This is a genomic window from Paenibacillus sp. JZ16 (genome assembly GCF_015326965.1).
In the GTDB taxonomy this organism is placed as follows: domain Bacteria; phylum Bacillota; class Bacilli; order Paenibacillales; family Paenibacillaceae; genus Paenibacillus_AQ.
This window is the reverse complement of record NZ_CP017659.1, coordinates 6,732,632-6,756,610: the sequence shown is the minus strand read 5'-3', so window position 1 is coordinate 6,756,610 and position 23,979 is coordinate 6,732,632. Positions and strand designations below refer to the sequence as shown.

General features: G+C 49.8%; 23 protein-coding genes. 3 read left to right on the top strand and 20 right to left on the bottom strand.

The annotated features are described in order from the left end of the window. Positions 1-63: 63 nt before the first annotated feature. From arsC to BJP58_RS30145, 10 genes are all read right to left on the bottom strand, one after another. Positions 64-483 (bottom strand): arsenate reductase (thioredoxin), encoded by a 420-nt coding sequence (arsC, locus tag BJP58_RS30190; protein ID WP_194541770.1) that lies wholly within the window; start codon positions 481-483, stop codon positions 64-66. 34 nt (positions 484-517) lie between these two features. Then, positions 518-1,813, bottom strand: a complete 1,296-nt coding sequence (locus tag BJP58_RS30185; RefSeq protein WP_194541769.1) for an arsenic transporter — start codon at positions 1,811-1,813, stop codon at positions 518-520. A gap of 141 nt (positions 1,814-1,954) precedes the next feature. Continuing rightward, positions 1,955-2,278: an ArsR/SmtB family transcription factor gene (locus BJP58_RS30180; RefSeq protein ID WP_194541768.1), complete on the bottom strand. Its 324-nt coding sequence runs from the start codon at positions 2,276-2,278 to the stop codon at positions 1,955-1,957. A 217-nt stretch (positions 2,279-2,495) separates the two neighbouring features. Then, positions 2,496-4,082, bottom strand: coding sequence for a sensor domain-containing diguanylate cyclase (locus BJP58_RS30175; protein WP_194541767.1), 1,587 nt, complete (start codon positions 4,080-4,082; stop codon positions 2,496-2,498). Positions 4,083-4,446: 364 nt separating this feature from the next. Then, positions 4,447-5,838, bottom strand: coding sequence for a sensor histidine kinase (locus BJP58_RS30170; protein WP_194541766.1), 1,392 nt, complete (start codon positions 5,836-5,838; stop codon positions 4,447-4,449). Further along, the gene (locus BJP58_RS30165) at positions 5,823-6,491 is read right to left on the bottom strand and encodes a response regulator transcription factor (RefSeq protein ID WP_194541765.1); all 669 of its coding nucleotides are present in this window, start codon (positions 6,489-6,491) and stop codon (positions 5,823-5,825) included. Before BJP58_RS30165 ends, BJP58_RS30170 begins: the two co-directional genes overlap by 16 nt. A gap of 30 nt (positions 6,492-6,521) precedes the next feature. Next, on the bottom strand, positions 6,522-7,289 hold the full coding sequence (locus BJP58_RS30160; protein ID WP_194541764.1) for a lantibiotic immunity ABC transporter MutG family permease subunit: 768 nt from the start codon (positions 7,287-7,289) through the stop codon (positions 6,522-6,524). A gap of 25 nt (positions 7,290-7,314) precedes the next feature. Continuing rightward, a complete protein-coding gene (locus BJP58_RS30155; RefSeq protein ID WP_194541763.1) occupies positions 7,315-8,046 on the bottom strand; it encodes a lantibiotic immunity ABC transporter MutE/EpiE family permease subunit in 732 nt (243 codons plus the stop codon). After that, entirely contained in the window at positions 8,043-8,738 is a 696-nt protein-coding gene (locus BJP58_RS30150) for a lantibiotic protection ABC transporter ATP-binding protein (RefSeq protein WP_199341191.1), read from the bottom strand. Before BJP58_RS30150 ends, BJP58_RS30155 begins: the two co-directional genes overlap by 4 nt. 68 nt (positions 8,739-8,806) lie before the next feature. After that, entirely contained in the window at positions 8,807-9,298 is a 492-nt protein-coding gene (locus tag BJP58_RS30145; RefSeq protein WP_194541761.1) for a NisI/SpaI family lantibiotic immunity lipoprotein, read from the bottom strand. A 489-nt stretch (positions 9,299-9,787) separates the two neighbouring features. Between BJP58_RS30145 and BJP58_RS30140 the strand changes: the two genes are divergently transcribed. Beyond that, positions 9,788-10,408 (top strand): putative glycolipid-binding domain-containing protein, encoded by a 621-nt coding sequence (locus BJP58_RS30140; RefSeq protein ID WP_194541760.1) that lies wholly within the window; start codon positions 9,788-9,790, stop codon positions 10,406-10,408. A gap of 231 nt (positions 10,409-10,639) precedes the next feature. Here BJP58_RS30140 and BJP58_RS30135 read toward each other — a convergent pair whose 3' ends face one another. Next, the gene (locus BJP58_RS30135) at positions 10,640-11,941 is read right to left on the bottom strand and encodes an NCS2 family permease (protein WP_194541759.1); all 1,302 of its coding nucleotides are present in this window, start codon (positions 11,939-11,941) and stop codon (positions 10,640-10,642) included. Between the two features lie 196 nt (positions 11,942-12,137). On the opposite strand from BJP58_RS30135, the gene BJP58_RS30130 reads away from it, so the two are divergent. After that, the gene (locus tag BJP58_RS30130) at positions 12,138-12,845 is read left to right on the top strand and encodes an SOS response-associated peptidase (protein WP_194541758.1); all 708 of its coding nucleotides are present in this window, start codon (positions 12,138-12,140) and stop codon (positions 12,843-12,845) included. Between the two features lie 225 nt (positions 12,846-13,070). Here BJP58_RS30130 and BJP58_RS30125 read toward each other — a convergent pair whose 3' ends face one another. From BJP58_RS30125 to BJP58_RS30110, 4 genes are all read right to left on the bottom strand, one after another. After that, positions 13,071-13,358, bottom strand: a complete 288-nt coding sequence (locus tag BJP58_RS30125; protein WP_113057116.1) for a stage VI sporulation protein F — start codon at positions 13,356-13,358, stop codon at positions 13,071-13,073. 86 nt (positions 13,359-13,444) lie between these two features. Next, positions 13,445-15,496, bottom strand: coding sequence for an ATP-dependent DNA helicase RecG (recG, locus tag BJP58_RS30120; protein WP_113057117.1), 2,052 nt, complete (start codon positions 15,494-15,496; stop codon positions 13,445-13,447). Between the two features lie 14 nt (positions 15,497-15,510). Beyond that, positions 15,511-16,368, bottom strand: a complete 858-nt coding sequence (locus tag BJP58_RS30115) for a DegV family protein (protein ID WP_194541757.1) — start codon at positions 16,366-16,368, stop codon at positions 15,511-15,513. 48 nt (positions 16,369-16,416) lie between these two features. After that, entirely contained in the window at positions 16,417-18,195 is a 1,779-nt protein-coding gene (locus BJP58_RS30110) for a DAK2 domain-containing protein (RefSeq protein WP_194541756.1), read from the bottom strand. A gap of 366 nt (positions 18,196-18,561) precedes the next feature. Here BJP58_RS30110 and rpmB point away from each other — a divergent pair, with 366 nt between their 5' ends. Further along, on the top strand, positions 18,562-18,750 hold the full coding sequence (gene rpmB, locus BJP58_RS30105) for a 50S ribosomal protein L28 (RefSeq protein WP_006209230.1): 189 nt from the start codon (positions 18,562-18,564) through the stop codon (positions 18,748-18,750). A 442-nt stretch (positions 18,751-19,192) separates the two neighbouring features. Here rpmB and spoVM read toward each other — a convergent pair whose 3' ends face one another. The 5 genes from spoVM to BJP58_RS30080 form a co-directional block, all read right to left on the bottom strand. Beyond that, positions 19,193-19,273 (bottom strand): stage V sporulation protein SpoVM, encoded by an 81-nt coding sequence (gene spoVM, locus BJP58_RS30100; RefSeq protein ID WP_034273235.1) that lies wholly within the window; start codon positions 19,271-19,273, stop codon positions 19,193-19,195. A gap of 160 nt (positions 19,274-19,433) precedes the next feature. Beyond that, the gene (gene rpe / locus BJP58_RS30095) at positions 19,434-20,093 is read right to left on the bottom strand and encodes a ribulose-phosphate 3-epimerase (RefSeq protein ID WP_194545114.1); all 660 of its coding nucleotides are present in this window, start codon (positions 20,091-20,093) and stop codon (positions 19,434-19,436) included. 3 nt (positions 20,094-20,096) lie between these two features. Continuing rightward, entirely contained in the window at positions 20,097-21,005 is a 909-nt protein-coding gene (gene rsgA, locus BJP58_RS30090; protein ID WP_194545113.1) for a ribosome small subunit-dependent GTPase A, read from the bottom strand. Positions 21,006-21,056: 51 nt separating this feature from the next. Further along, positions 21,057-23,204, bottom strand: coding sequence for a Stk1 family PASTA domain-containing Ser/Thr kinase (pknB, locus tag BJP58_RS30085; RefSeq protein WP_194541755.1), 2,148 nt, complete (start codon positions 23,202-23,204; stop codon positions 21,057-21,059). Further along, the gene (locus tag BJP58_RS30080; protein WP_071223703.1) at positions 23,201-23,977 is read right to left on the bottom strand and encodes a Stp1/IreP family PP2C-type Ser/Thr phosphatase; all 777 of its coding nucleotides are present in this window, start codon (positions 23,975-23,977) and stop codon (positions 23,201-23,203) included. The genes pknB and BJP58_RS30080 overlap by 4 nt, the downstream gene beginning before the upstream one ends. Positions 23,978-23,979 lie beyond the last annotated feature (2 nt).

Below are 23,979 nucleotides of genomic sequence, written 5' to 3'. Positions count from 1 at the left end.
TTGGTATACCAGGATATCAGTATCTTCTCAAGGAAGCGTCCGGGCCCTGGCACAGTTTTCGTACTATTCCCCGGTTTCCGCAAATTGTTGAATACGCTCGCCGATTTGATCGCGTACGCGCTGGAAAACAGCCCATTTTTCTTCGTCGGTCCCCTGTGCCTTGGCTGGATCATCAAAGCCCCAATGCTCTCGGCGAACATGCGGAGGCGTCATCGGACAACGATCGGCTGCATCGCCGCACAAGGTGACCACCAGGTTGGCTTGATTTAACAGCTCCGGGTTAATGATATCGGAGGTTTGACTCGAAATATCAATCCCCACCTCATTCATCGCTTTAACCGCATTCGGGTTTAGGCCGTGAGCTTCGATCCCCGCGCTGTAGACGTTCCAATCATTACCCAGATGTTTTTTGGCCCATCCCTCAGCCATTTGGCTGCGGCAGGAATTGCCTGTGCACAAGAAGTATATCGTCTTTTTTGTCATATTGGTCCTCTCCCTTTCTCCCTTATCGCTTCAATCAAAGTATGGTTAACCAAATATATAAACCTAAGAGGGTTATAAACAATGTCGGAATAGTCAATATAATTCCGGTCTTAAAGTAGGTCCCCCAGCTGATCTTCACGCCTTTGGTCGAAAGGACATGCAGCCACAGCAGGGTTGCCAGCGAACCGATCGGCGTGATTTTGGGACCCAGATCGGAACCGATGACATTCGCATAAATTAACGCCTCACGGATGGCGCCCGAAGTGTTTGTCGCATCGATTGCTAACGCATCAATCATCACCGTCGGCAGATTGTTCATGATGGAAGAAATGATTGCAGCAATGAAGCCCATGCCCATGGTTGCGGCAAATATCCCTTGGTCGGCGATCTGCTGTATCACACTTGCCAGAAAATCAGTAAGACCGGCATTTCGCAAGCCATAGACCACGACATACATGCCGATCGAGAAAAAGACAATCGCCCATGGTGCGCCTCTGAGCACTTCCTTGGTCGGCACAGCCTGACTTTTTCTCGCCATCAGCAGAAAGAGTATCGCAATAACTCCAGCCACGATCGATACCGGAATCCCCGCAAATTCACACACAAAGTAACCGACCATCAGCATACTCAAAACAATCCAGGACAAGCGGAACATGGCAGGGTCTTGAATTGCCGTTGCCGGCTGCTTGAGCTCGCTCCCGTCAAACTTTTGCGGTATGCTTTTGCGAAAAAACAAGTAAAGCACAAGGACACTCGCCGCTAACGAGAAAAGATTGGGAACCAGCATTCGGCTGGCGTATTCGGTAAACGTAATGCCAAAGTAATCAGCCGATACGATATTCACCAGATTGCTGACCACCAGCGGGAGTGAAGTTGTGTCCGCAATAAAGCCGCTTGCGATGATAAAGGGAAACACCTTCTTCTCGTCGAAATGGAGCGCCCGCACCATGGCAAGCACAATCGGCGTTAAGATCAGAGCCGCACCGTCATTTGCAAAAAATGCGGAGACAACAGCGCCAAGAACAGATACATACACAAACATCCGGATACCGTTGCCTCGAGCGGCATTCGCCATATGCAAGGCAGCCCATTCGAATAAACCGATTTTATCCAGAATCAATGAGATGATAATAATCGCAACAAAGGCGAGCGTAGCATTCCATACGATTCCGGTGACATCCCATACATCCTGAAAGTCAACGACGCCAGCGAGCAGTGCCAGCACCGCACCTCCGCAAGCCGACCATCCGATGGATAGATGTTTAGGCTGCCAAATGACAAAAACCAAAGTAATTAAAAAAATGATGCTGGCCAAAACAACAGAAACCAATGTATAAACCCTCCAATAACGTAATGACCTTGAATACAGTTATGCTTCTTCTCTTGATCAATATATAACTATATCCTTATATAATGAACATCGACTATCTCTACCCCTCGAACCTCATTCATATTTCAGACGGATTATCGGTTAATCACAGGAACAGTTTATGCTCTTATTTAGCGATGACAGAATTTCTTGCGCGCTTGGCATCTCATGCAACACCGCTTGAATATATGGCTTATCCTCAACATGCAAGGAATAATAAACCCATTGACCTCGTCTGGCTTCACTTACGATGCCTTGGGACTTAAGCTTTCTTAAATGCTGGCTGATTGCGGGCTGTGACATGTCGAATATTTCCACAAACTCGCAAACGCACCATTCTCTTTCCTTGAGGAGCGTCAACATGGTAAGCCTTGTTTTATCCCCAAGCAATTTGAGTTTCTCGGCCATTTCGTTCATATGCTCCATTAAGTTTCACCCCTTTAATGAGAAAAATAATATTCAACATACCGCATCCATATAACTTAATGCTTATATACTAATGGAAAGTGTTCCTGATTACAAGTATGCAGATATGTGCCGAACTCAGCTCCGAATCATAATAAAGATGACCCCTGATGAATTCAGAGGTCATCCCATCGGCTGCTTGATCCCGGAGAGACCTGCCATGCCGATGGCTTGTACATTATGCCGATATCACACCCGCAATCGTCCGGTTACGTCCTTCGTCCTTCGCCCGGTATAACGCCATATCCGCTGCCTGGAATACATCCTCTCGGCTGCCATGTTCAGGATACAAGGAGACGCCGATCGATACGGTAAGTGTTAGCGAATAAGGCGTTTTGGAATTCTGAATCGCATTGCGAATTCGCTCAGCCAAACGATAGGCTTCATCCATACTATGCTTCCGAAGAAGAATGACAAACTCCTCCCCGCCGAAACGAGAGCAGACCGCACCCTCTGGAACGCAATCGTTCATGACCGCCGCCACCAGCTTCAGGACCTGGTCGCCGGTTTGATGGCCATATGTATCGTTTACGCTTTTAAAATGGTCAATGTCCAGCATTAAAACAGCATATGGATCCCTAAGCGCTTCCCATGAATCAAGGCAGCGTTCCAGCTCTCGGCGATTGGACAGCCCCGTCAATGGATCCGTGATGGCTTCCTGCTGTAACGAAAGGGTCTGCTTGGCCAGCGATTCGGCAGCCACCCCCATGATCCGGTTCAATTGATCGGCTTCCCGATTCCAATGCGGCCGGAATTCCTGAGAAGACACCGTTTGTCCCGCTGCTACCATTTTCGTTAATTTATACAGCCGGGTAAACGGAGCGGCAATTCTTGCAGCCGTATAGGCGGCTATGACCAGCATAAGCACGATCGGAAAAAGCATGCTTCTCAGTTGGTCTTCCAAGTTGCGGTCGACATCGGCCAGAATGGAACTTACCGACGTCTGCATGACAATCCCCCAGCCATTCATTGCAACGCTGGCATAACCGGCCAAATAATCGTCACCATCCGTATTCATGACACGCTGCATGCCGCTCTCGCCGCTCATGAGCCGCTTTACCACGCCGTTAGAGCTTACGTCCTCCCCTACCCGGCTTTTATCCAGATGATAGAGCAGCCTCCCGCGGGCATCCACGATATAGGAGTAGGATTCTTCCTCATTCCCCGCACCGGAACCGAAGATCCGATGCAATATATTGTTCTCTTCCAAGTAGATTGTGCCGGCAATCATACCGTGATACTCGCCGGAGCTGTCAAAAATCGGCTCGCTCGCAAGAACAATCCAGCGTCCGGCAGGCGTTCTATACGGTGCAGATATATAGGACTTTCTCTCCTGTAGCGCCTCCGTAGTCCCCTCCGTTTTTAATCGGGCCTGATTCAAATTATTCCCCACAGGAGAAACCACGCGAATGGTACCCGCTTGATCGGCCCAAAATACGGAGTTGAAATAAGGGCTGCTCTGCAGCATCAGATCAAAAATGACCTGCAGCTCCTTTTGATCGGATGCCGCGCTGGCCTCAATAGCCGGATTGTTGGCAGAGGCGCGAAGACTTTGGCGCATCCCTGAGAAAATCGCTTCAAGGGTAACCGCCATTTTTTGTGCGGAGGATAAATTAAGCGACATGGTGTTGTTGTATAAGGATCGTTTCTCGTTTTTATACTGGATATAGAACATAATCGACATCGTCATGAGAATGGATAATGAAACCAGCGCAGGCATAACCATGGCTAGACTGATTTTGATGCGTTGTTTAGGTATGTTCATGGAAGCTGTACCCCTACTCTTGATGAAATGATGCCGTATGAGATATACGATCTTTTCATATTACTTCACATACGTTTTCAAGTCCATATACGGAATAAGCGTTTTATGGGTGGGGTTCTGGTGCAATGCGGGATTTTCAACCGATCGTGTTTCTGTGGAGTGCTGGTTAAGAACCGAGGAGTAGTATCCATCAGCTCACCCGGGGAAAGTGTTTGCCCTGCTTGCTCTGGCTTCGATGTTGCTCCAAATAACATAATGTTTCTTCGGCATATCGGAAAGTCACACGATGAAGGGACTGCTCCGGAAATTAATTCGGTACAGCCCCTCCAAATCATGGAAAATCAAATAGACCGAAGCCACGGAGTCAGTGACTTCGATCGATGGGAATTCGAAATGTAACCTCAGCTCCACCCTGCCATTGAAGATTGCGAAGCGTTAAAGTTCCATGATGGAGCTTTGCAACATTGCTGGCAAAGGTCAACCCGATTCCGTAGTGTCCTGTAGCTGTGCGGCTCTTGTCTCCCATGTAAAACAACTGGGTAGCCTGCTCGAGGTCCTCAAGGGTAAAGCCCGGTCCGCTGTCAGTCACACGAAATGACAGGAGTTGGTCTCGCTTGATTAACGTGAGTCCTATCTTCCCTCCATCAGGCGAATAATCCACGGCATTTGTCAAGATATTCATCAATGCTCGATGAAGCAGCGCTTTGTCTATGTAGATCGTCGACTGTTCAATCTTCAATCCTTCCATAACATCGAATTCAAGCTCAATCCTCCGATGTCCGATATAACCCGTAAAGTCCTGAACGAGTTCATCTATAAAATCCTTAAGACAGGTCGGTTTCTTAATGATCGCCATGTCCTGCTCGGCCTTGGACAGTTGAATAAGCATGTTAACATAATGTTCGATCCTATTGCTCGCATTCAAGATATATTCGGTATATCCCGCATGCTCCTCGCTCTGTTCATCAAGATTTAACAGTTCGGCATTTCCTTTAATAATCGTTACCGGAATCTTGATATCATGGGCCAAGGCAGCGATTTGTTCCCGCTTTCGAGTTTCTGTTTTCCACTGCGCTTTCAGTGAGGCCTCTAACGCCTTTGCCATCTCCTGAAGGGAGGTCATGACATCATCGAATTCTTTAATCGGGGACCCCTGCGCTTCCAGACTCAGATCCTGGTTTTGAATGCTTCGGGTCAGCTCCTGTATACGGTCGAATTGGCGTTGAAGTCTCCTCGCGAACACCGAAGTGACAGCCAACACCACACCTATGATCAATACAATGCCCAGCGCGATGGTTGTCACTTCATAATCCGGAAAATGCTCCCTTAAAAACGGTGAGGTAAAGCGCGTACGAACCTTATAATGTAAAACAACGTATGCATCCTCTCTCTCAACGACCCGGTATACCGATTGTCCCTGGTAAGCCGTCCTGTTCTGGATCGCCCGAATGGCCGAGGACATTCCCGCAGCATCCAGTGATCCATCTACCACTTCAAGCGCAGGCTTTTTCAGCACAACGAACGGGATCTCATCGGGAACCAGCTCCCTCTTGAATTGGGGAGTTTCCTGTATCATCGACTCAGCTTCAAGCACGCGTCGTTCATCATAATTAGCGTTTACCACAAGCCCTGAATTAATGGCGAGCTGGTTTAGGAATACGCCTATAAGTACGATTGAAACGAGACACACGGTTAATGAAATGACGTATTTGAGCAGCTCTACACGTAGAGTTGTCTGTTTCAGTCGTTTTGCCATCGGTAGCCCACTCCCCAGACCGTCGAGATCGGAGACACTCCACACGCATTAAATTTACTGCGGATTGACCGTATAAACTCCGTAATCGTAGTAAACAGGGCATCCCCATCGATTCCATATATCTCTTGATGGATTTCTTCCCGGCTGAATACCCGCTCCTTCCGTCTGGCAAGCATTTCGCATATCTTATACTCATTGGGGGTTAACCGAACCTGTTGCTCCCCCACCCACACTTCTTTGGCGTCATAATCAAAAGTAACCCCCGCGACGGTCATCCTCGATACGTTCTTTTCCCGGGATTCCCTCCGCAAATGGGCATTTACCCGCGCACGCAGCTCTTTTACGCCAAACGGTTTTGCAATATAATCATCCCCTCCCGTCATCAAGCCGTTAACCACATCCTCCTCTTGGGATTTGGCTGTAAGAAAGAGAATGGGGCAGCTGACAAACCCCCGAATCCTCCTGCATAGCTCAAAGCCATCCACATAAGGCATCATGACGTCCAAAAGGATCAGATCGTATTCTTGAAAAAATTCTGGATTAATGTCTGTAACTTCCTGAAGGGTTATCACGACATGTTGGTCGCGATGCAAAATATTGGATATTAATGCTAAAATGTCAGAGTCGTCGTCAATCGCCAAGATTTTGGCCATTTCTATCACGTCTTTCCCTATAATAACAGCCTATTCATGCGCTTGCTTGCCTTCCCATCGGCGAAACCAGATCATACTTAAAACCAGACCGGCTAAAGTTAGCAAAGTCGCAAACACAAGCCCCTGCTTTAACTCATCTTGAACATAGTCCACCAATTCCATCGGCAAGGTTCCTTCTTGCAATAGGCCGGTTAACCCACTGAAACGAACTCCCCAGGCCCAAGGGACATACATCCATATCCCATCTCCCAACCCTGTCGCCATAAGTGCCGATAACAGAAGCCCTGCGCCTCCCAATAGAATCGAAGCACCCATTCCAAACATAAAGGCTGAAAAAAGTTGTACGATCCATATCAATAGACTGGAACCTGTAAGCCAAAGCCATCCGTAAAAGTAACTCCACAAAGGAATATCGGTCAAGTGCAATACCCATTTCATCCCTGCTACCCATAGTACTACAGCCAAAAGAATCGAAAAAGCCTCGAATAAAATCAAGAGCAGCAGCTTGCTCGTATATCCTGATAAGCGGGATGCGGAACCACTAAGAAGTACTTGAAAGTGCCCTGCACGTCTTTCTTGGTAAACCATCAAGCCGGTGATCATCCCAAGAAGCAAGGGCAGTGCAACGCCGATGCTCTCCATGTAAAAGGAATACATCTGAAAAGAATCCATCTTTCTACCATGGAAGTAACCCAGAAAAAGCACTGCACATACGACTGGAATCGCAACATGAATCCATAAAATCTTGGTTCTTCGAAGCTTTAACAAATCCGCTCTTAAACATCTCCACAAACTCATACTCCTACTTTACCCTCCCTATTGTTTATGCGCTTTTTTGTGGCTCAAATCGCTGCATCGTCCATAAACATAGGAGTAGGGTCAGCAATATCGACAAACCGATTCCAATCGGAAGAACCTGCAACTCAAGAAGGGGATGTCCTTGTTCAAGCAAGGTTCCATTGGGATGTACCTTGACAACCGGAGACATCAGCCGAATGGACCAACTCCATGGACATGCCCACCATAACGTCCGAGCAGAGAGCAGAATTCCAAACCCCAATGCACACACAATGTTGAATCCCATGGCCAAGGCCGCTCCCCATTTCCGAGCCAGCCATAAACACAAAGGAATTTCCCAAAGCGTTGTGATCCAGAGTACCAAAACAGCCACAAGAGTCCTAACATTAACGATAAGCTCTCCGGATAACAGCATGCCGGCAATGCCCATTACAACAAGATAAACCATCATCGCAGCAAGGGAATAGATAGAAATTACTAACTGCTTCGCAAACCATATTTTTTTCACAGAAACCGGTAGCAGATAGACGCCGGAATAACTCGAAGCTCGCTGTTCCTTTTGATGTGTCAGGCAGCACCATAGCGCAATCGTGAGCGGCAGGAACAGAATGGACCACCAATTGATCGTATTGGATACAAAATACATGGGATTCATGATGAAAGAAAATGCCACATTTGCGAAAGGGACTAGGATAAGCAGCTTCAATGAGAATGTGCGTTTCAGTTTCAGATGTTCTGACCGAAGGAAATCCATCATTGTACTACCCCACCTCTGATCCTATGGGCAGCAACCACGTCCATAAATAACTGCTCCAAATTTTGTCCTGATTGGATCTCTCCCTGATATCCCAAAACGCCTTGGCTGATGATACCGATACGATCGGCGATTTGTTCAACCTCGGACAGTATATGGCTTGAGAGAATCACGGTCATACCTAGACGGGGGAAGGTACGAATAAGCTCCCTAAGTTCATGAATTCCAACCGGGTCCAAGCCGTTGGTAGGCTCATCCAGGATAAGCAACCGGGGACGATTCAGAAGGGCAATCGCTATACCTAGCCGCTGTTTCATCCCCATAGAAAATTGGCTTGCCGTTTTTTTGCCGGTATACTGAAGATCTACAATATTTAAAACTTCCTTGATCCGAGAGTCCGGCAGTCCGAGCAGCAGACTCCGAACCTTCAAATTTTCGAAAGCTGTTAAATTTTCATAAATGGGTGGGGATTCGATCAGCGCTCCGATTTGGCCAAGGTCCCGCCGACTCCAGATATGACCATCAAACCAAATGCTGCCGGATGTCGGCGTAATGATGCCGGTCAGCATCTTAAGTGTGGTGGACTTTCCGGCTCCATTAGGGCCGAGCAATCCATATATGGAATTTTCAGGCACCTGCAACGACAGCTCTTTTACGACTTTTTCCTTACCAAAGCTTTTTGAGACCTTCTTCATTTCTAACAATTGACCCTTCAACAATCATTCATCCTTTCATAATAAATGTTTCAAAGATGCGATAATCCCTAATCCCCCTGCACCATCTTGGCTTGAAAAAGCTTTTTGTTGAGCTCAATGATAATCAGGTCGAAACTGCCTTCAGGCTGCCGTTTGTATCGATAGGCGGAACCGTAGGTCAAAGGCTGTTTCTCTCGAATGTCTTTCGGATTGTAGTAAACATATGGCTTCTTTAGCTCCTCTTCTGTCCACCTCTTCCCCTCTTGATCCACATAATGCGTCTGCCCAATGAACCCTAGATACTCTCCCTTGGACTTCGGATTGACTTCATCCTTTAGTTCATACAGTCTTCCGCCAAAAACAACTCTGTCCAACTGGCCATCATCGATGAGCTGCTCAATGGTATATGGAGTATCCTCCTCGAGATCCAATGTAAAATGGGCGGTTTTTTCTGTTTCATCTATCACCTTTTGTGTGAAATCTTTCAGGCTCCCGCATCCTGTTAATAGAATAAATATGCTGAACGTCAAGACGAGCCAACGCTTGAAAGACTTCCCCATAAATCAAACTCCTTTCGTAAATCCATCTCATTTGTGGCTACGTTTGACTATAAGCGGTAATTATCAGAAAACTATCAAGAAGAAAAAAAAGCTTACAGCATATCTGGTGAAACTACCTAAAGTTCCTTTGTCTGAATTCGTATTTTGTCATACTCTGTATTTATCAGTTGCATAACAAACATATGTTTGTATATGATGGTGAGGATGAACGTCTCCACTGCAAACCTAGGAAGAGCTGCTGTCTGCAAGGACTGCGTCATTCTACCGCTTTTGCTTGATGCGCGGGAACGGGATATCCGCAGTTGGAGAAGCAGGGCGAGAAGCACAAGCGGTCACCCCCGCAATGGATTTAAGAGAGGATCAGAGCACGGCTCGAAACAAGGAAAAGGTACAACTGCAAGTATACGGGGACTAAGCAAATTACGAGGTAAACGAAGTTAAGGGAATGTATGCGCATTCATACTCTTTTGATAAAGGACGGGATCTCACATGAACGACAATATGCACGTTGAAGAAGAAATGAAACCAAACGGACTATTGAACACAAACTCGGATCAGCTCCTGCAGTCGCTGCTCTGGAACAGACACGATCTCCCCTCTCTGGAGCATGGTCGGCTCTATCGACATCATCACCGATTTACGCTCACCGGAATGGTCGTAGCCAGCCTGGAAGGCCGGCCGCTTCACTGCTCCTATGAGGTTGAAACCACCCGCAGTTGGCAGACCCGGAAGGTAAAGATTAAGCTCTCAATCGGCACGGAAGTTCAGTCCCTTCACCTGGAGCGGGATAATGACGGCCGCTGGTGGGACGGCGATACCGAGCTCACCGCATTTGCCGGCGTGACCGACATTGACCTCGGAATTACCCCCTCCACCAATTCCTTGCCGATCCGACGCTTGAAGCTGAGGCCTGGAGAGAGCGCGTCCATGACGGCCGTTTGGATTCAGTTCCCGAGTCTAACCATTGCCCCCCTTCCCCAGCAATATACGCGTACGGGCGAGTATACCTATCGTTATGAGAGTAACGATGGAGCCTATCAAGCGGATTTGGAGGTTGACGAGCACGGCCTCGTCACGAAGTACGCGGACGTATGGAGCCGAGCTCGCTGAGCCCGATGCGTCCATGGCCACCAGGAGCAGCATCCCTGTATCCGGACGAAAACAACAACCCGGAACCGTTGCAGCATCATCACGACCCGTTACAAGCAAGCCTCACGCTCATTTTCGGAGAAAATATCCATCGGCGAGAATTCGGTGTTCGGCTGCAATACTTTATCGGCATACACCAAAATCCCCTGCCAGGTCTGCTTAGGCCTGGCAGGGGATTTTCACGTGTATAAATCAATGCGGGACAAAGACTAGCTGCAGTACGAACAGCACGGCAAAAATATACATCAACGGGTGAACCGCCTTCCACTTGCCCTTCACGATTTTCATCAGCGGGTATGAAATAAAACCGAGCGCGATCCCGGTCGCGATGCTGGACGTAAGCGGCATGGTCAGGATGACAAGAAACGCGGGGAACGCTTCATCAAAATCATTCCACCGGATGTGCTGAACGCTGCTCAGCATCAGGCAGCCCACTACGATGAGCGAAGGTGCCGTAATGGCGGATAACCCGGCAACCGCGCCGATCAGCGGACTGAAAAAGGCGGCAACCACGAATAATGCGGCAACGACGACCGCCGTCAATCCAGTCCGACCGCCTGCGCCAACGCCGGCTGCCGATTCAACATAAGCGGTGGTCGGGCTTGTACCGACCATGGATCCGGCCACGGTTGCCACCGAATCGGAGAACATGGCACGTTCTGCACGAGGCAGCTTGTTATCCTTCATCAGCCCCGCCTGCTCCGCCACACCAACTACCGTACCTGTGGTATCGAACAGCGTCACCAGGAGGAACGAGAACACAACGGCATAGAGCCCATGCCTGATCACATCCGAGGCAGCGGTAATCGGGTTCCATACCAAGATGCCTTCCGGCAGCGCAGGTACCGACATAATCCCGCTCGTAAAGGACAGCATATCGGCAAAATAAGCAATAATCCCGGTGATAATCATACCGATAAACAAGGCACCTTTCACATCGCGGGCCAGCAGCACAAGCGTAACCGCAAGTCCTACCAAGGCCAGTACAACCGATGGCTGGTGCAGATCGCCGAGCGCTACCAGATTGTCCGGATGCGCTGTAATGATGCCGCTCATCCGCAAACCGATAAAAGCAATAAACAGGCCAATACCGACCGTAATCGCATGCTTCAGATTCGACGGGATCATCTCAATCAGCCTGCGCCGCAGGGAAGTCATCGATAACACCAAAAACAGAATACCGGCTATAAATACCGCCGAGAAAGCTTCAATATACCCAAGTCCGGCGTGTCCCTGAACAACGGAATAGGTGAAGTAGGCATTCAAGCCCATCCCCGGCGCCACAGCGATCGGGTAGCGGGCTACAAGCCCCATCAGCAGTGTACCAATCACAGCGGCAATAATCGTAGCCGTGAAGCTCTGCTCAAAGGGCACACCTGCTTGCGATAGTATCAGCGGATTCACAACGGTCACATACGCCATCGTGAAAAACGTCGTGGCCCCGGCAACAACTTCTGTCTTAACCGAGGTACCGTTAGCTTTTAAATCAAACACGAAAAATCCTCCATTCATGATGCTCAGTCTGGCAATGAGCCAGACCCTTTTGGTATGTTAGGCAATATTTGATATACTCAAACACAAATGCACTGAAAATCTCTACGTAGCAAATTCGTTCTGAACTCATTAAAAATCTTAATTAGACAATCTATTCAAATCTTAAGCGACAGCAAATAACAGGAGGCTTGAAACGATGTGCGGACGCTTTACACTCACGGTCACTTGGGAAGAACTGATGACCAGATATCTCATCGATCCCGAATCGGTATCTCCCTTTCACATTCCCCGGTACAACATCGCTCCAACGCAGATGGTCACGGCGATTATTAACGACGGCAGCACCAACCGAATCGGTCAGCTGCAGTGGGGGCTTGTCCCATCCTGGGCCAAGGATTCCTCGGCCGGAGCCAAAATGATCAACGCGCGCAGTGAAACGCTGGAAGACAAGCCTGCCTTTAGGATGCCCTTTTATCGGAAAAGATGCCTGATTCCTGCAGATGGCTTTTTCGAATGGCAAAAAAACGACAATGGCAAGCAGCCCTTTCGCATCGGCTTGAGGAACGGTGAAATATTCAGCATGGCCGGTCTGTATGATACCTGGATCACCCCGGGCGGAGATAAGCTCAGCACCTGCACCGTCATCACCACCGCACCCAATCAACTCATGGAGCCGATCCATAACCGGATGCCTGTCATTCTGAGACCCGCAGACGAAGCACTATGGCTTGAACGACAGACGTCTTCTCATTCCAATGATAGCAGCCCTTCCTTCCTGCAATCCCTCAAAGAGCTTCTGAGACCTTACCCCGCGGAGGAAATGCAGGCCGTACCGGTCAGCACCACCGTGAACTCCGTTAAAAATGACTCGGAGGATTGCATCCGCTCCATTACAGGCAGCTAAATCTTTCGGAAAGGTTCGGGATTCCTCTTCAAATTCCGCTTTTTCTCAACTTGCCGGTTTCTTTTCTATCGATTGGAACATAAATCAAAAACTCCATTTGCGGAAGAACGTCAGGAACGTTTTATCCCTGCATATCCCAAATTTAAAAGCCCCTGCTCATAAGGAGAAAACACTCCCGAGAGGGGCTTCTTCTATGCAAAGTCAATCCTTGATGTCATCCAATTGTTATCGAAACATACCCCACAGCTTGATCAAATGGAAGGTGTTGTTCGGATCGATGCGCTGTGCAAGCACGAATTGAACCATTTGCTGCTCCTGCGTGGAGCTCAGCTTTTCATTCAAGATGCCGCTGGCAGTCCGGATCAATTGATGGACTTTTGCGCTATTTTGAAGATCTGCCTTGGTCAACCCCTGAGTCAGCCCTTTAATTCTTTCCTTGACCGCCGGGTTTTTCATTTTTAGCTTGATTCGTTCAACCAGCTGCGGACTAATCCCGTACTGCTGATAACTCAATGTTGAAGCACCTCCAGTCATAAATGCTGCTACCTTTTTTGAGTATATGACGAAGGTCTGTCCATTGTGCCAACAGATTCATGTTATTAATCCATGATATCGCCCTGAAAGATCTTCTCCTGCTGCAAAAAGTCGCGTAATGGTTCATATTCAGGAGACGTCCAGAAGGAACTGTCGCTGACCAGAGCCGCTGCATCGCCCCTGGCCTCCTCCACTACTTTGAAGTCGGCGACCATGTCGGCCAGCCGGAACTCCGGCAGTCCGCTCTGCTTCGTACCGAAAAAGTCGCCAGGGCCCCGTAGCTCCAAATCCCTCCGGGATACCTCGAAGCCGTCCTCGGTTTCGGTCATAACCTGCATCCGCTCCTGACCCACTTCCGATTTCGGATCGGCCACAAGTACGCAATACGATGCATGCTGCCCACGGCCAACGCGGCCCCGAAGCTGGTGCAGCTGGGACAGACCGAAGCGATCGGCATCCATAATGATCATCAGGGTTGCGTTCGGCACATCGACGCCAACCTCAACGACCGTCGTGGAAATCAACAGCTGGACCTCATTGCTGTAGAATTGGCGCATGACCTCATCCTTCTCGGCAGGCGTCATACGGCCGTGCAGCAAGCCCACAGCATATGTAGGAAAGGCTTGCTGCATCTGGACATGCAAATCGATCGCATTCTGAACGTCCAGCTTGTCCGATTCTTCAATCAAAGGAGCAATCAGATATGCCTGACGTCCTTGATTTACTTCCCGGGAAATAAATCCGAGCACACGGTCCATGAGTTCATGTTTGACCCAATAGGTCGTAATGGGAATACGACCTTTCGGACGCTCTGACAGCGTGGATACATCCATATCGCCAAAGGCGGTAATTGCCAGCGTCCGTGGAATCGGCGTCGCCGTCATCGTGAGCACATCCGGGTTATAGCCTTTACGGCGAAGTACGCTTCGCTGATTCACGCCAAAACGATGCTGCTCGTCCGTTACGACGAGTCCCAGCTCCCGGAAGTACACATCATCCTGGATGAGCGCATGGGTGCCCACGACAACGTCCGTCAACCCCATCTGTAAGGAAGCCAACAGGTCTTTACGCTTCTTCCCCGTTACGCTGCCCGTCAGCAGGCCGACGGTAATGCCAAAGGGCTCAAACAGCTTCTGCAGGGAACGCATATGCTGTTCGGCAAGAATCTCCGTCGGCACCATCAAGGCTCCTTGAAAGCCCGAGCGCACCGTTGTGAACAGAGCGATGGCGGCAACAATCGTTTTTCCCGAACCGACGTCCCCTTGAAGCAAACGGTTCATGCAGTAAGGGGAACGCATATCATGCAAAATCTCCAGCTCCACCTTCTTCTGCGCATCGGTAAGCTCAAACGGGAAGCTGCGCACGAACTCGCGGATCGTTGCATTGTCAGCCGTATGTACAACACCGTCCATCCGACTCCGGTTTAGCGCGCGGAACGCCTGCATTTTCAATTGGAACAAGAAGAGCTCCTCGTACACCATCCGGCGCCGCCCTTCCTGACCTTCCCGGGAGTCAACGGGCTGATGGATCGTCATGATCGCCGCTTTACGCGGCATCAGATCATATTTCCTGAGCAAGGATTGCGGCAAAATCTCGGGAATCATCTCCCCGTATTGCTCCAATGCCTGTCCCATCGTTTTTCGGATCCAGGATTGCGTGATCTTCCCGCCGATGGAATACACCGGCTGCAGCGTTCCGCTGCGAAAGGCTCCCTTATCCGGGAACTCGGATTCGGACACCGTAAGCTGCATTCTGCGCTGATCCCACTTGCCCGTCAGCACGATCTCCCGGCCGGCCGTAAGCTGGTCTTTCAGAAAATGCCGGTTAAACCAGGTTGCGGTGAACATCCAGTTTTCAGCGAGCATTTTGCAGGTGAGACGGGATTTACGCCCGTAGCGCTGCAGTACCGGCACGCTCGCGATCTTGGCTTGAATGGTAATTTTGTCCCCGTCCTTGACTTCACTCAGGGAACGGAGCCGGTAATCCTCATACCGGAAGGGGTAATACTCCAAAAGATCCTTGACCGTAGAGACGCCAAAGGCGTGAAGCTCCCCCTCTTTCAGGGCGCTCACGCCGTTGATCTGTCTGACGGATATTTGATCGAGTTTGAGACTCATATCATCTACCTCACTTAAGCAGGCCATATATATGCTGCAATGGTTCCCGGTCCAACGTGCGTGCCGATAACCGGACCGATCTCGGAATACACCGTTTCCTCGATCGTAAACACAGCGGACAGCTGCTGCAGAAAATCCTCAACCTGAGCAGGGTCAGCTGTATGACCCACAGCCACTTTAATATTTTTCACACCGGATAGATCCTGTTGAAACAGCTCAATGATTTTGGCCGTCGCTTTCTTGCGACCGCGGACCTTGTCTACCGGAAAGATAATGCCTTCGCCGTCAATGGACAGGATCGGCTTAATGTTAAGCAGGGTGCCAAGCACAGCCGAAGCCTTGCCAATTCGCCCACCCTTCTGCAAATACTCCAGCGTGTCTACCAGGAAGTAGAGACGGCGCTTGGAGCGAAGATCCTCAAGCGACGAAATAATATCTGGAACAGCCGCAGCTTCTTGTGCGAGCTTCGCTGCATGAACCACGAATAGTCCGAAACCGTAGGACGCCGATTTGGAATCCCATACGGTGATATCCGCTTCTCCTTCGATTAGAGAGGTTGCAAGCAATGCGGACTGATACGTTCCGCTCAAGCCGGATGAGATGTGAATGGACACAATGGAGCAGCCTGGGTGCTGTTCCAGAATGGACTCATACACAGCTACAAAATCTGCGGGTGAAGGCTGGGAGGTCGTTGGAAGCTGGGGCGACTGCACCAGCTTTTTGTAGAACTCTCCCGGCGTAATTTCGACTCCGTCCAAATACGTATCTTCCCCGAACATAAGTCTCAGCGGCACAATATGAATGTTGTGTTGCTTCGCCAGGTCTGCCGGAATATCCGCTGTGCTGTCTGTCACAATAACGGTCTTATTCACCGGAACCCCTCCTAAAATGTACCTTGCATAATGTCAAAGCGTTGTTTATCAAGACTCAACGGAGAACAGATAGGAATAGATCGGCTGTCCGCCGTAGTGTACCTCAACCTCTGCGTTAGGGTATTGCTCGCCGAGCCACTCCGTAAGTGCGTTGGTCGATTCTTCGCTTGCGTCCGCCCCGGTAAGCAGAGTCACGATTTCATCGCCGGACTCCAGCATTTTACCCAGCAAATCCTGGGAGGTCGTAATCAAATCCTCATTCGCTGCAACGATATTGGAATTGCGAATGCCGATGAATTGACCGGCCTTGATCTCCAGATCATCAATCGTTGTGTCCCGAACGGCATAGGTTACCTGACCTGATTGCACACGAGTGATCGCATCCAGCATGTTGTCGGTATTCATATCCGCATTCTCATCTTCCTGGAAAGCAAATGCAGCCGCGATCCCCTGCGGAATCGTCTTGCTCGGAATGACCGTTACGCTGCGCTCGCCTTCGAGAAGCTCTCTCGCCTGCTGGGCAGCCAGCACGATGTTGGAGTTGTTCGGCAGAATGTAAATCTGCTGAGCCGAGATCGAAGAAATCGCATTGACAAAATCCTCGGTGCTCGGGTTCATCGTCTGTCCTCCGGAGAGAACGACGTCAACGCCCAGACTTTTGAATATGTCAGAGATGCCTTCCCCTGACGATACCGCAATGAAACCGTACGGTGCGATCTCGTCTGCCGGAGGAACAGCCGGAGCTTCCGGTGTTACGGTCTCTGCCGGAATATCCGCAAACAACTCGGGCATCGGTGCGATGTCCATTCCCGTTGTCAGCAAATCACGGTGCTGCTCGCGCATATTCAATATATGAATCTGGGTAATTTCTCCATACAGTAGTGCCAGGTTCAACACTTCGCCCGGAGCCTTGGAATGCACATGAACTTTGATGGTCTCGTCATCGGCGATAACAATGATGGAATCACCATTCACTGCAAGCGCTTTCCGGAACTTATCTTCATCAAAGTCTGCACCCGTTCCTTCCCCGAGCTGCCTATTAATAAAGAATTCCATGTCGTATAAAAATTCAATGTCCTCTGTGGACAGTCTGGACTGGGCTGAGGCCGGAGCTTGAACCGCCGAGAAGTCAGGAACCGCTTGGAAGGCCGGTGCCTTGCTGCTCTGTTCAGCTTGTCCTTCCGCAACAGCAAACGATCCGGACGGAGCGTCTTTTCTCAGCACCTGCAAGAAACCTTCATAAATGTAAACCAGGCCCTGACCACCCGAATCCACAACGCCAACCTGCTTCAGAACAGGGAGCATATCAGGCGTCTGGGACAGTGTTTCTTTGGCTTTGGCCAACACCTGCTCCATCAATTCCACGATATCGTTGTTGCGGCGGGAGAAATAGACCGCATGCTTGGCCGCTTCTTTAGCTACGGTAAGGATGGTGCCTTCAACAGGCTTCACGACAGCTTTATACGCAGCTTCTACGCCTGTCTGCAGTGCTGCGGCGAATTGATGAGAATTTAGTTCTGTATAAGGTGCCGCATATCGGCTGAAACCGCGGAACAGCTGGGACAGAATAACCCCCGAGTTCCCTCTGGCTCCCATCAGAAGCCCCTTGGATAGCACACCGGCACTTTGCCCGACGGACTCCGAGTACTTACTCTTCAGTTCTGCCACACCTGCAGTCATCGTCAAATTCATGTTGGTCCCCGTATCGCCGTCCGGCACCGGGAACACATTCAGGGAATTGACGTGTTCTGCATGCTGCTGCAGCTGCTCCGCTCCGGCTAGGACCATCGCGGTAAATTCTGTTCCATTCAAAGAACGCTTACTCAATGAGAATTCCCCTTCCTGGCTTGATACCCATAACACTTCTTGTCGTAAATTTCATATCTATTTCATAGCTTATAGCTGACGAAATGCCCAAGCAGTAAATAAAAGACTTATCATGATAAATGGATCATAAATCTATGATGGGCTATCCTCTCGTCCTCTACGCTTTGCGGCGGTTCCCAAGCTTCTTGAGAGCCATGCCGACCAGCCCACGAACTATTTCTTCGGAAATATTATGGACTAATCAACATTGTACTATAATGGCAAAGAGAAATAAATGTTTTTAGGACAGTTGACGGAGCAATTTTTACTGTGATATTATATTTAAGTATTGTTTCATGCAGGGTTAGGAACAAGGAGGTGTAATGAATGGCTCGCAAATGTTATGTAACTGGCAAGAAACCAAGCAGTGGTAACCACGTTTCTCACGCTAACAATCACAACAAGCGTTCTTGGGGTGTCAACGTTCAAAAGGTTCGCATTTTGGTGGATGGCAAGCCAAAACGTGTATACGTCAGCACTCGCGCTTTGAAATCCGGTAAAGTGACTCGCGTATAATCATCTTGTGTTATATGAAGAAAAACTTCTTAATCTCCAGGCACCATTTGTGGGCGATCCGGGACAAGGAAGTTTTTCTTGCGTTTAGATACATATTCTCCTTCTAAACAAAAAGCACCCTGAGCAGTTAGCAGGTGCTTTTTTTATTTAGATATAAGAAAGATGAAAGAGCACGACTCCCACTTTCTTATATCGCAAGAAAAACTTCCGGTCGAACGCGGTCTGTCCTCGATAAGTACGTCGCTAGACACTCTTCTTTTGATATAAGAAAGCGAAGGAGAACTACCGCGCATTTTGGCTTTCTTATACCGCAAGAAAAACCTCCGCATGCAGCTGCGGTATGTCCTCCATGCGCTCTATCGGAGTGTTCTTGCCTCTTTCCCCAGAACCGGCTAGGCGGCGTCAGTCCCAGGCGGAGGTTTTGTTACGCCGGGACAAGCTGTCAGCTCTTGTGAAACGTATTTAAGATGGCCTTCACAAAACCTCCCAAAAACTTCGGCAGCTTGAACGTATAGAATTTCATGTCTCACCCTCCCCATCATTCTCATGCCTTCCTAGAATATGTTATGCACCAAGCCCATAGATGTGAACACAGACAAAAAAGGCTACATGAGAACCCAGCTCATGTAACCATATTTATGCGGGAAACCCGCGCCCTATGCATGCCGTTGTTCACGTTCTGGTCAAGATGTTACGCTGTCGCGGATTATTGCAATGGCTGCCGCGCGATCCGGCTTGCCGAATACGGCGCTGCCCGCAACCAGGACATCCGCTCCCGCTTCCACCACAAGCGGCGCTGTCTCCGCTGTAATGCCGCCATCCACTTCAATATGGATGTTCGGGTTGTCGGAGTTTGAAATCCATTCACGCAGCTGCGAGATCTTGTTTATGGTCCGCTCGATGAAAGCCTGTCCGCCAAACCCCGGGTTCACGGTCATTACCAGCACCAAGTCCAAGTCGGGGAGCACTTCCTGAAGGACATGGGCCGGCGTAGCCGGATTGATCGCGACGCCGGCCTTCACGCCAAACTCTTTGATCAGATGGATGACCCGATGAAGATGCGGGCAGGTTTCGGCATGAACGGTGATCAGGTCGGCTCCTGCCTTGACGAAATCCGCAATATACAGCTCCGGCTGTTCAATCATCAGATGCACGTCAAGCGTCAGGCTCGTATGGGGCCGGATGGCTTGGACGATCGGCGGGCCCAGCGTAATATTAGGTACAAAGTGTCCGTCCATGACGTCCACATGAATCCAATCGGCTCCGCCGGCCTCGGCTTCCTTAATTTCTTGTCCCAGCTTCGCAAAATCCGCTGACAATATGGATGGGGCAATTTTTATCATCATTCAGTACCTCCGTTTCTTCTCTTTCATCTCCGTATAAAACTCCACATAATGCTCATAACGGCTAGCCAGGATGATTCCATCCGCTTTGGCTTGGAGCACCCGGCAGCCCGGCTCATGCAGATGACTGCAGCCTCTGAATTTGCATTCGGCAGCATAAGGAGCAAATTCTCTGAAACAGGTCGATAACTCCTCGACACCCAGCTCCAGAAAATCCAGCTGGCTAAAACCGGGGGTATCGGCGACATACCCCCCGTTATCAAGCTCAATCAGCTCTACATGGCGTGTCGTATGCCGACCGCGGCCAAGACGCAGGCTGATTTCACTCGTCTCCAGCGAGAGGCCCGGCATTAACGCATTCAGCAGGGACGATTTTCCGACACCGGATTGACCGGAGAAGACACTGATTCGGCCGGCCAGCCGTTTCTTCACCTCTTCGGTCCCGACCCCTTGCAGAGAGCTGGTAATCAGCACTTCGTAACCAATCTCTTCATACTGGCGCTTCACCTGCTCCAGCACATCGTCGGAGGCGTCCACAAGATCCTGCTTTGTCAGACAGATCAATGCCTCAAGGCCCTCATGCTCTATATGTACCAGAAACTTGTCCAGCAGATGCAGGCTCAGATCCGGTTCTTTGACCGAAAACAACAGCACCGCCAAGTCGACGTTCGCGACAGGCGGGCGAATTAATTGGGAAGACCGTGGAAGAATTTCGTCCACGGTCCCTTCCCCATTTTCAGTCAATGAGTACATAACGTGATCTCCAACGAGCGGAGAGATGCCTTTCTTTTTGAAAATGCCGCGGGCTCTGCATTGAACCGCTGGGTCCTCCCCGGATATAATGTTGCCATCCTGCATGGGTTTGACATAATAATATCCGCTTAGTGCCTTCACGATCAGTCCCTCTAGCATATAATAGGCCTCACCTTTCTTGTTGAAATTTAGTGTTCTCACGACTTGTTTCTAATCGTTATCATTACCTTTGCCATTCCCCTTGCCGTTTCCATTGTTGCCATTGTTGCCATTGTCCCAATGGTAAGCAGCATCATCTTCCTCATTCGAATCTTCCTCGACATTTCCTTCATCCGGGTTAGTGTCTACCGGTACATCAGGTTCAACAGGCGGCTGTTCAAAGGTCGGCTGCGGCACGGTGCCGTTCTTGACATCGCTGTAACTTACGCTGTACGTATCCACCTGGCGACCGTCACGGAAAATCATGACCGTTGCATGCTTGTCGGGAGCCAGCAGCAGCTTAACAGGTACCATTTCCGAGGTCGTTATGGTCTTGTTCACGGCTTCCTGGTTTTCTCCCAGCGCATCGGTGAAAACGACCCGTATTTTGCTTTCTTGGCCTTCCACGCTTGGTGAGACCGGTACACTGTAATTATACTCAAGCGCATCCGAAGGATAGCCTGAGCTGACGAACAGCGTGATTTCGGAGCCTGGAGCAACCTGTTGATTGGCATCATGCGGCCATTGTTCCATGACCTCGCCCTTCTTCACTTCAAAGCTGGATTTCTCCTTTATCGCTCCAACCTTAAGGCCGAATGATTCGATGGTAGCAACCGCTTTGTCTTTGTCCATACCGATCAAGCTCGGCATATTGACCGTTTGTTTGCCCTTACTGATCGTGACCCGGACCTCCACCTGTTCAGGATTAATTTCGGTGTCCGCGGTAGGACTCTGATCAAATATCTGATCGGCAGGCACAGTATCATTGTTTTCAGACGACTGCTTTATAGCGTTTTCCTTAATGCCCATTTTTGTCAGGATCTCAACTGCCTGATCAAACGTCTTACCCGAGAGGTCCGGCATTTTTTCAAGCGGCTTCGCATCCCCAACCGACAATTGAACCGGAGCCCCCTCCCTCAGCATGCTCTCTGGTTCCTTGTCCTGGGCAAACACAATGCCCTCATCGACATTTGGTTTATATTCACGAATGACTTCCTCATCCACCGTCAAGCCTTTGGCCTCAAGCTCGCGGATCGCTTCCTCTTCCGTCATACCTACAACTTGGGGCACCTTAACCTCGGGTACCTCCAACATGTTGTTCACATACATGACAACACCAAACATAAGGCCGAGGAACAGGAGCACCGAACCGATGATGATGGTCGGCTTGACCCATTTTTTCTTCGGTTTGCCGGTCGACTTTGCCTCAAACTCCTCGTCATCCGAGTCGTCGTCATCGTCATGATGATGCTGACTGCTGCGCTGCATCGTTTTGAGCGCTGGCATGACCAGTGTAGAATCGGCATCGTCCTCAAACTCCATCTTCGGTTCGTTGAGTCGCATCGGCATCAAGCACGTCTCAAGATCGTCCATCATCTCTTCCGCGGACTGATAACGCTCCTCCGGGTTTTTGCGCATGGACTTCAGGATGATGTTCTCCACGCTTTGAGGAATGAGCGGGTTTACTTCTCTAGGCTCATCAAATTCCTCCTGGAGATGTTTCAGAGCAACACTAATCGGGCTCTCGCCCAGAAAAGGAAGACGGGCCGTGAGCATTTGATATAACACAATACCAAGGGAGTATAAATCCGATTTCTCGCCCGTAACGACACCCTTGGCGTGCTCCGGCGAGAAATAATGCACAGAGCCCACAACGGAGCCTGTCTGCGTAATGGTTGTCGACGTGACCGCCCTGGCAATGCCAAAGTCCGTTACTTTGACCCTCCCATTACGGCCAATCAGAATATTATGCGGTTTAATATCCCGGTGAATGATCTGGTTATGATGAGCGTGTCCCAGCGCATCGCAAATCTGGGTAGCAATCCGCACAGCTTCTTCCACCTGCAGCGGTGCCCGTTCTTTTATGATTTCATTCAAGTTCTGACCTTCGATATATTCCATGACGATGTAATGCACATCTTCCTCTTGGCCCACATCATAGATGCTGACCACGTTGGAATGCGACAACGAAGCCGCTGATTGTGCCTCACGCCGGAAACGGCGGATAAATTCCTCGTCGTGCACAAACTGCTGGCGCAGCACTTTGATCGCTACATTCCGGTTCAGCAAAATATCCTGAGCCTTGTAGACCAGCGCCATGCCACCGCCACCGATGCGTTCTATAATTTTATAACGACCAGCCAATTCATGTCCGATCATGAATCCCACCCCTTTATACGTTGCCCGACAACTTCTTCTTGATGTTCAAACATTGCGACCGTGATGTTGTCCTCACCGCCAGCAAGAAGTGCCAGTTGAAGCAGGCGATCCGCTCTTTCTTCCAGAGGAAGGTCAAGTGAACCGGAAATCTGTCCGATCAGCTCGCGGCTGACCCGGTTGCTGAGCCCGTCACTGCAGAGCAGCAGCACTTCGCCTTCTCCGATCGTAACCGGTGTAAGCTCAACCGTCACATCCACATCCGTTCCAAGTGCCCGGCTTAATACGTTTTTCCGAGGATGGGTTTCCAGTTGATCTTCCGTAATCTGACCACTCTTAAAAAGCTCATTAACCAATGTGTGATCATCTGTGAGTCGAATCACTTGTCCGGGAACGACTTTGTAAGCCCTGCTGTCCCCGATATGTCCGATATAGCCTTCGGAACCTCGCAGCAGCACCGCTACAATCGTCGTGCCCATATTGTGAAGCCGCTCATCAGCCGAGGCTTCCCGATAGATAACTGCATTGGCATGCAATATGGCATCACCAAGCGCAGCCCGAATACTTTCCATGGACATGTCCTCCTCCAAAGAGGACAAATCCTCGGCCACGGTATCTACCGCAAGCCTGCTGGCGGTGTCACCCGCAAGGTGACCTCCCATACCGTCAGCAACCACACCCAAGGTATAGCCATGCTCCAGTGTGCTAACAAATACCGAATCTTCATTAACAGGACGAACGCGTCCCACATGGCTTACATGAACCGTCTTGATCAAAT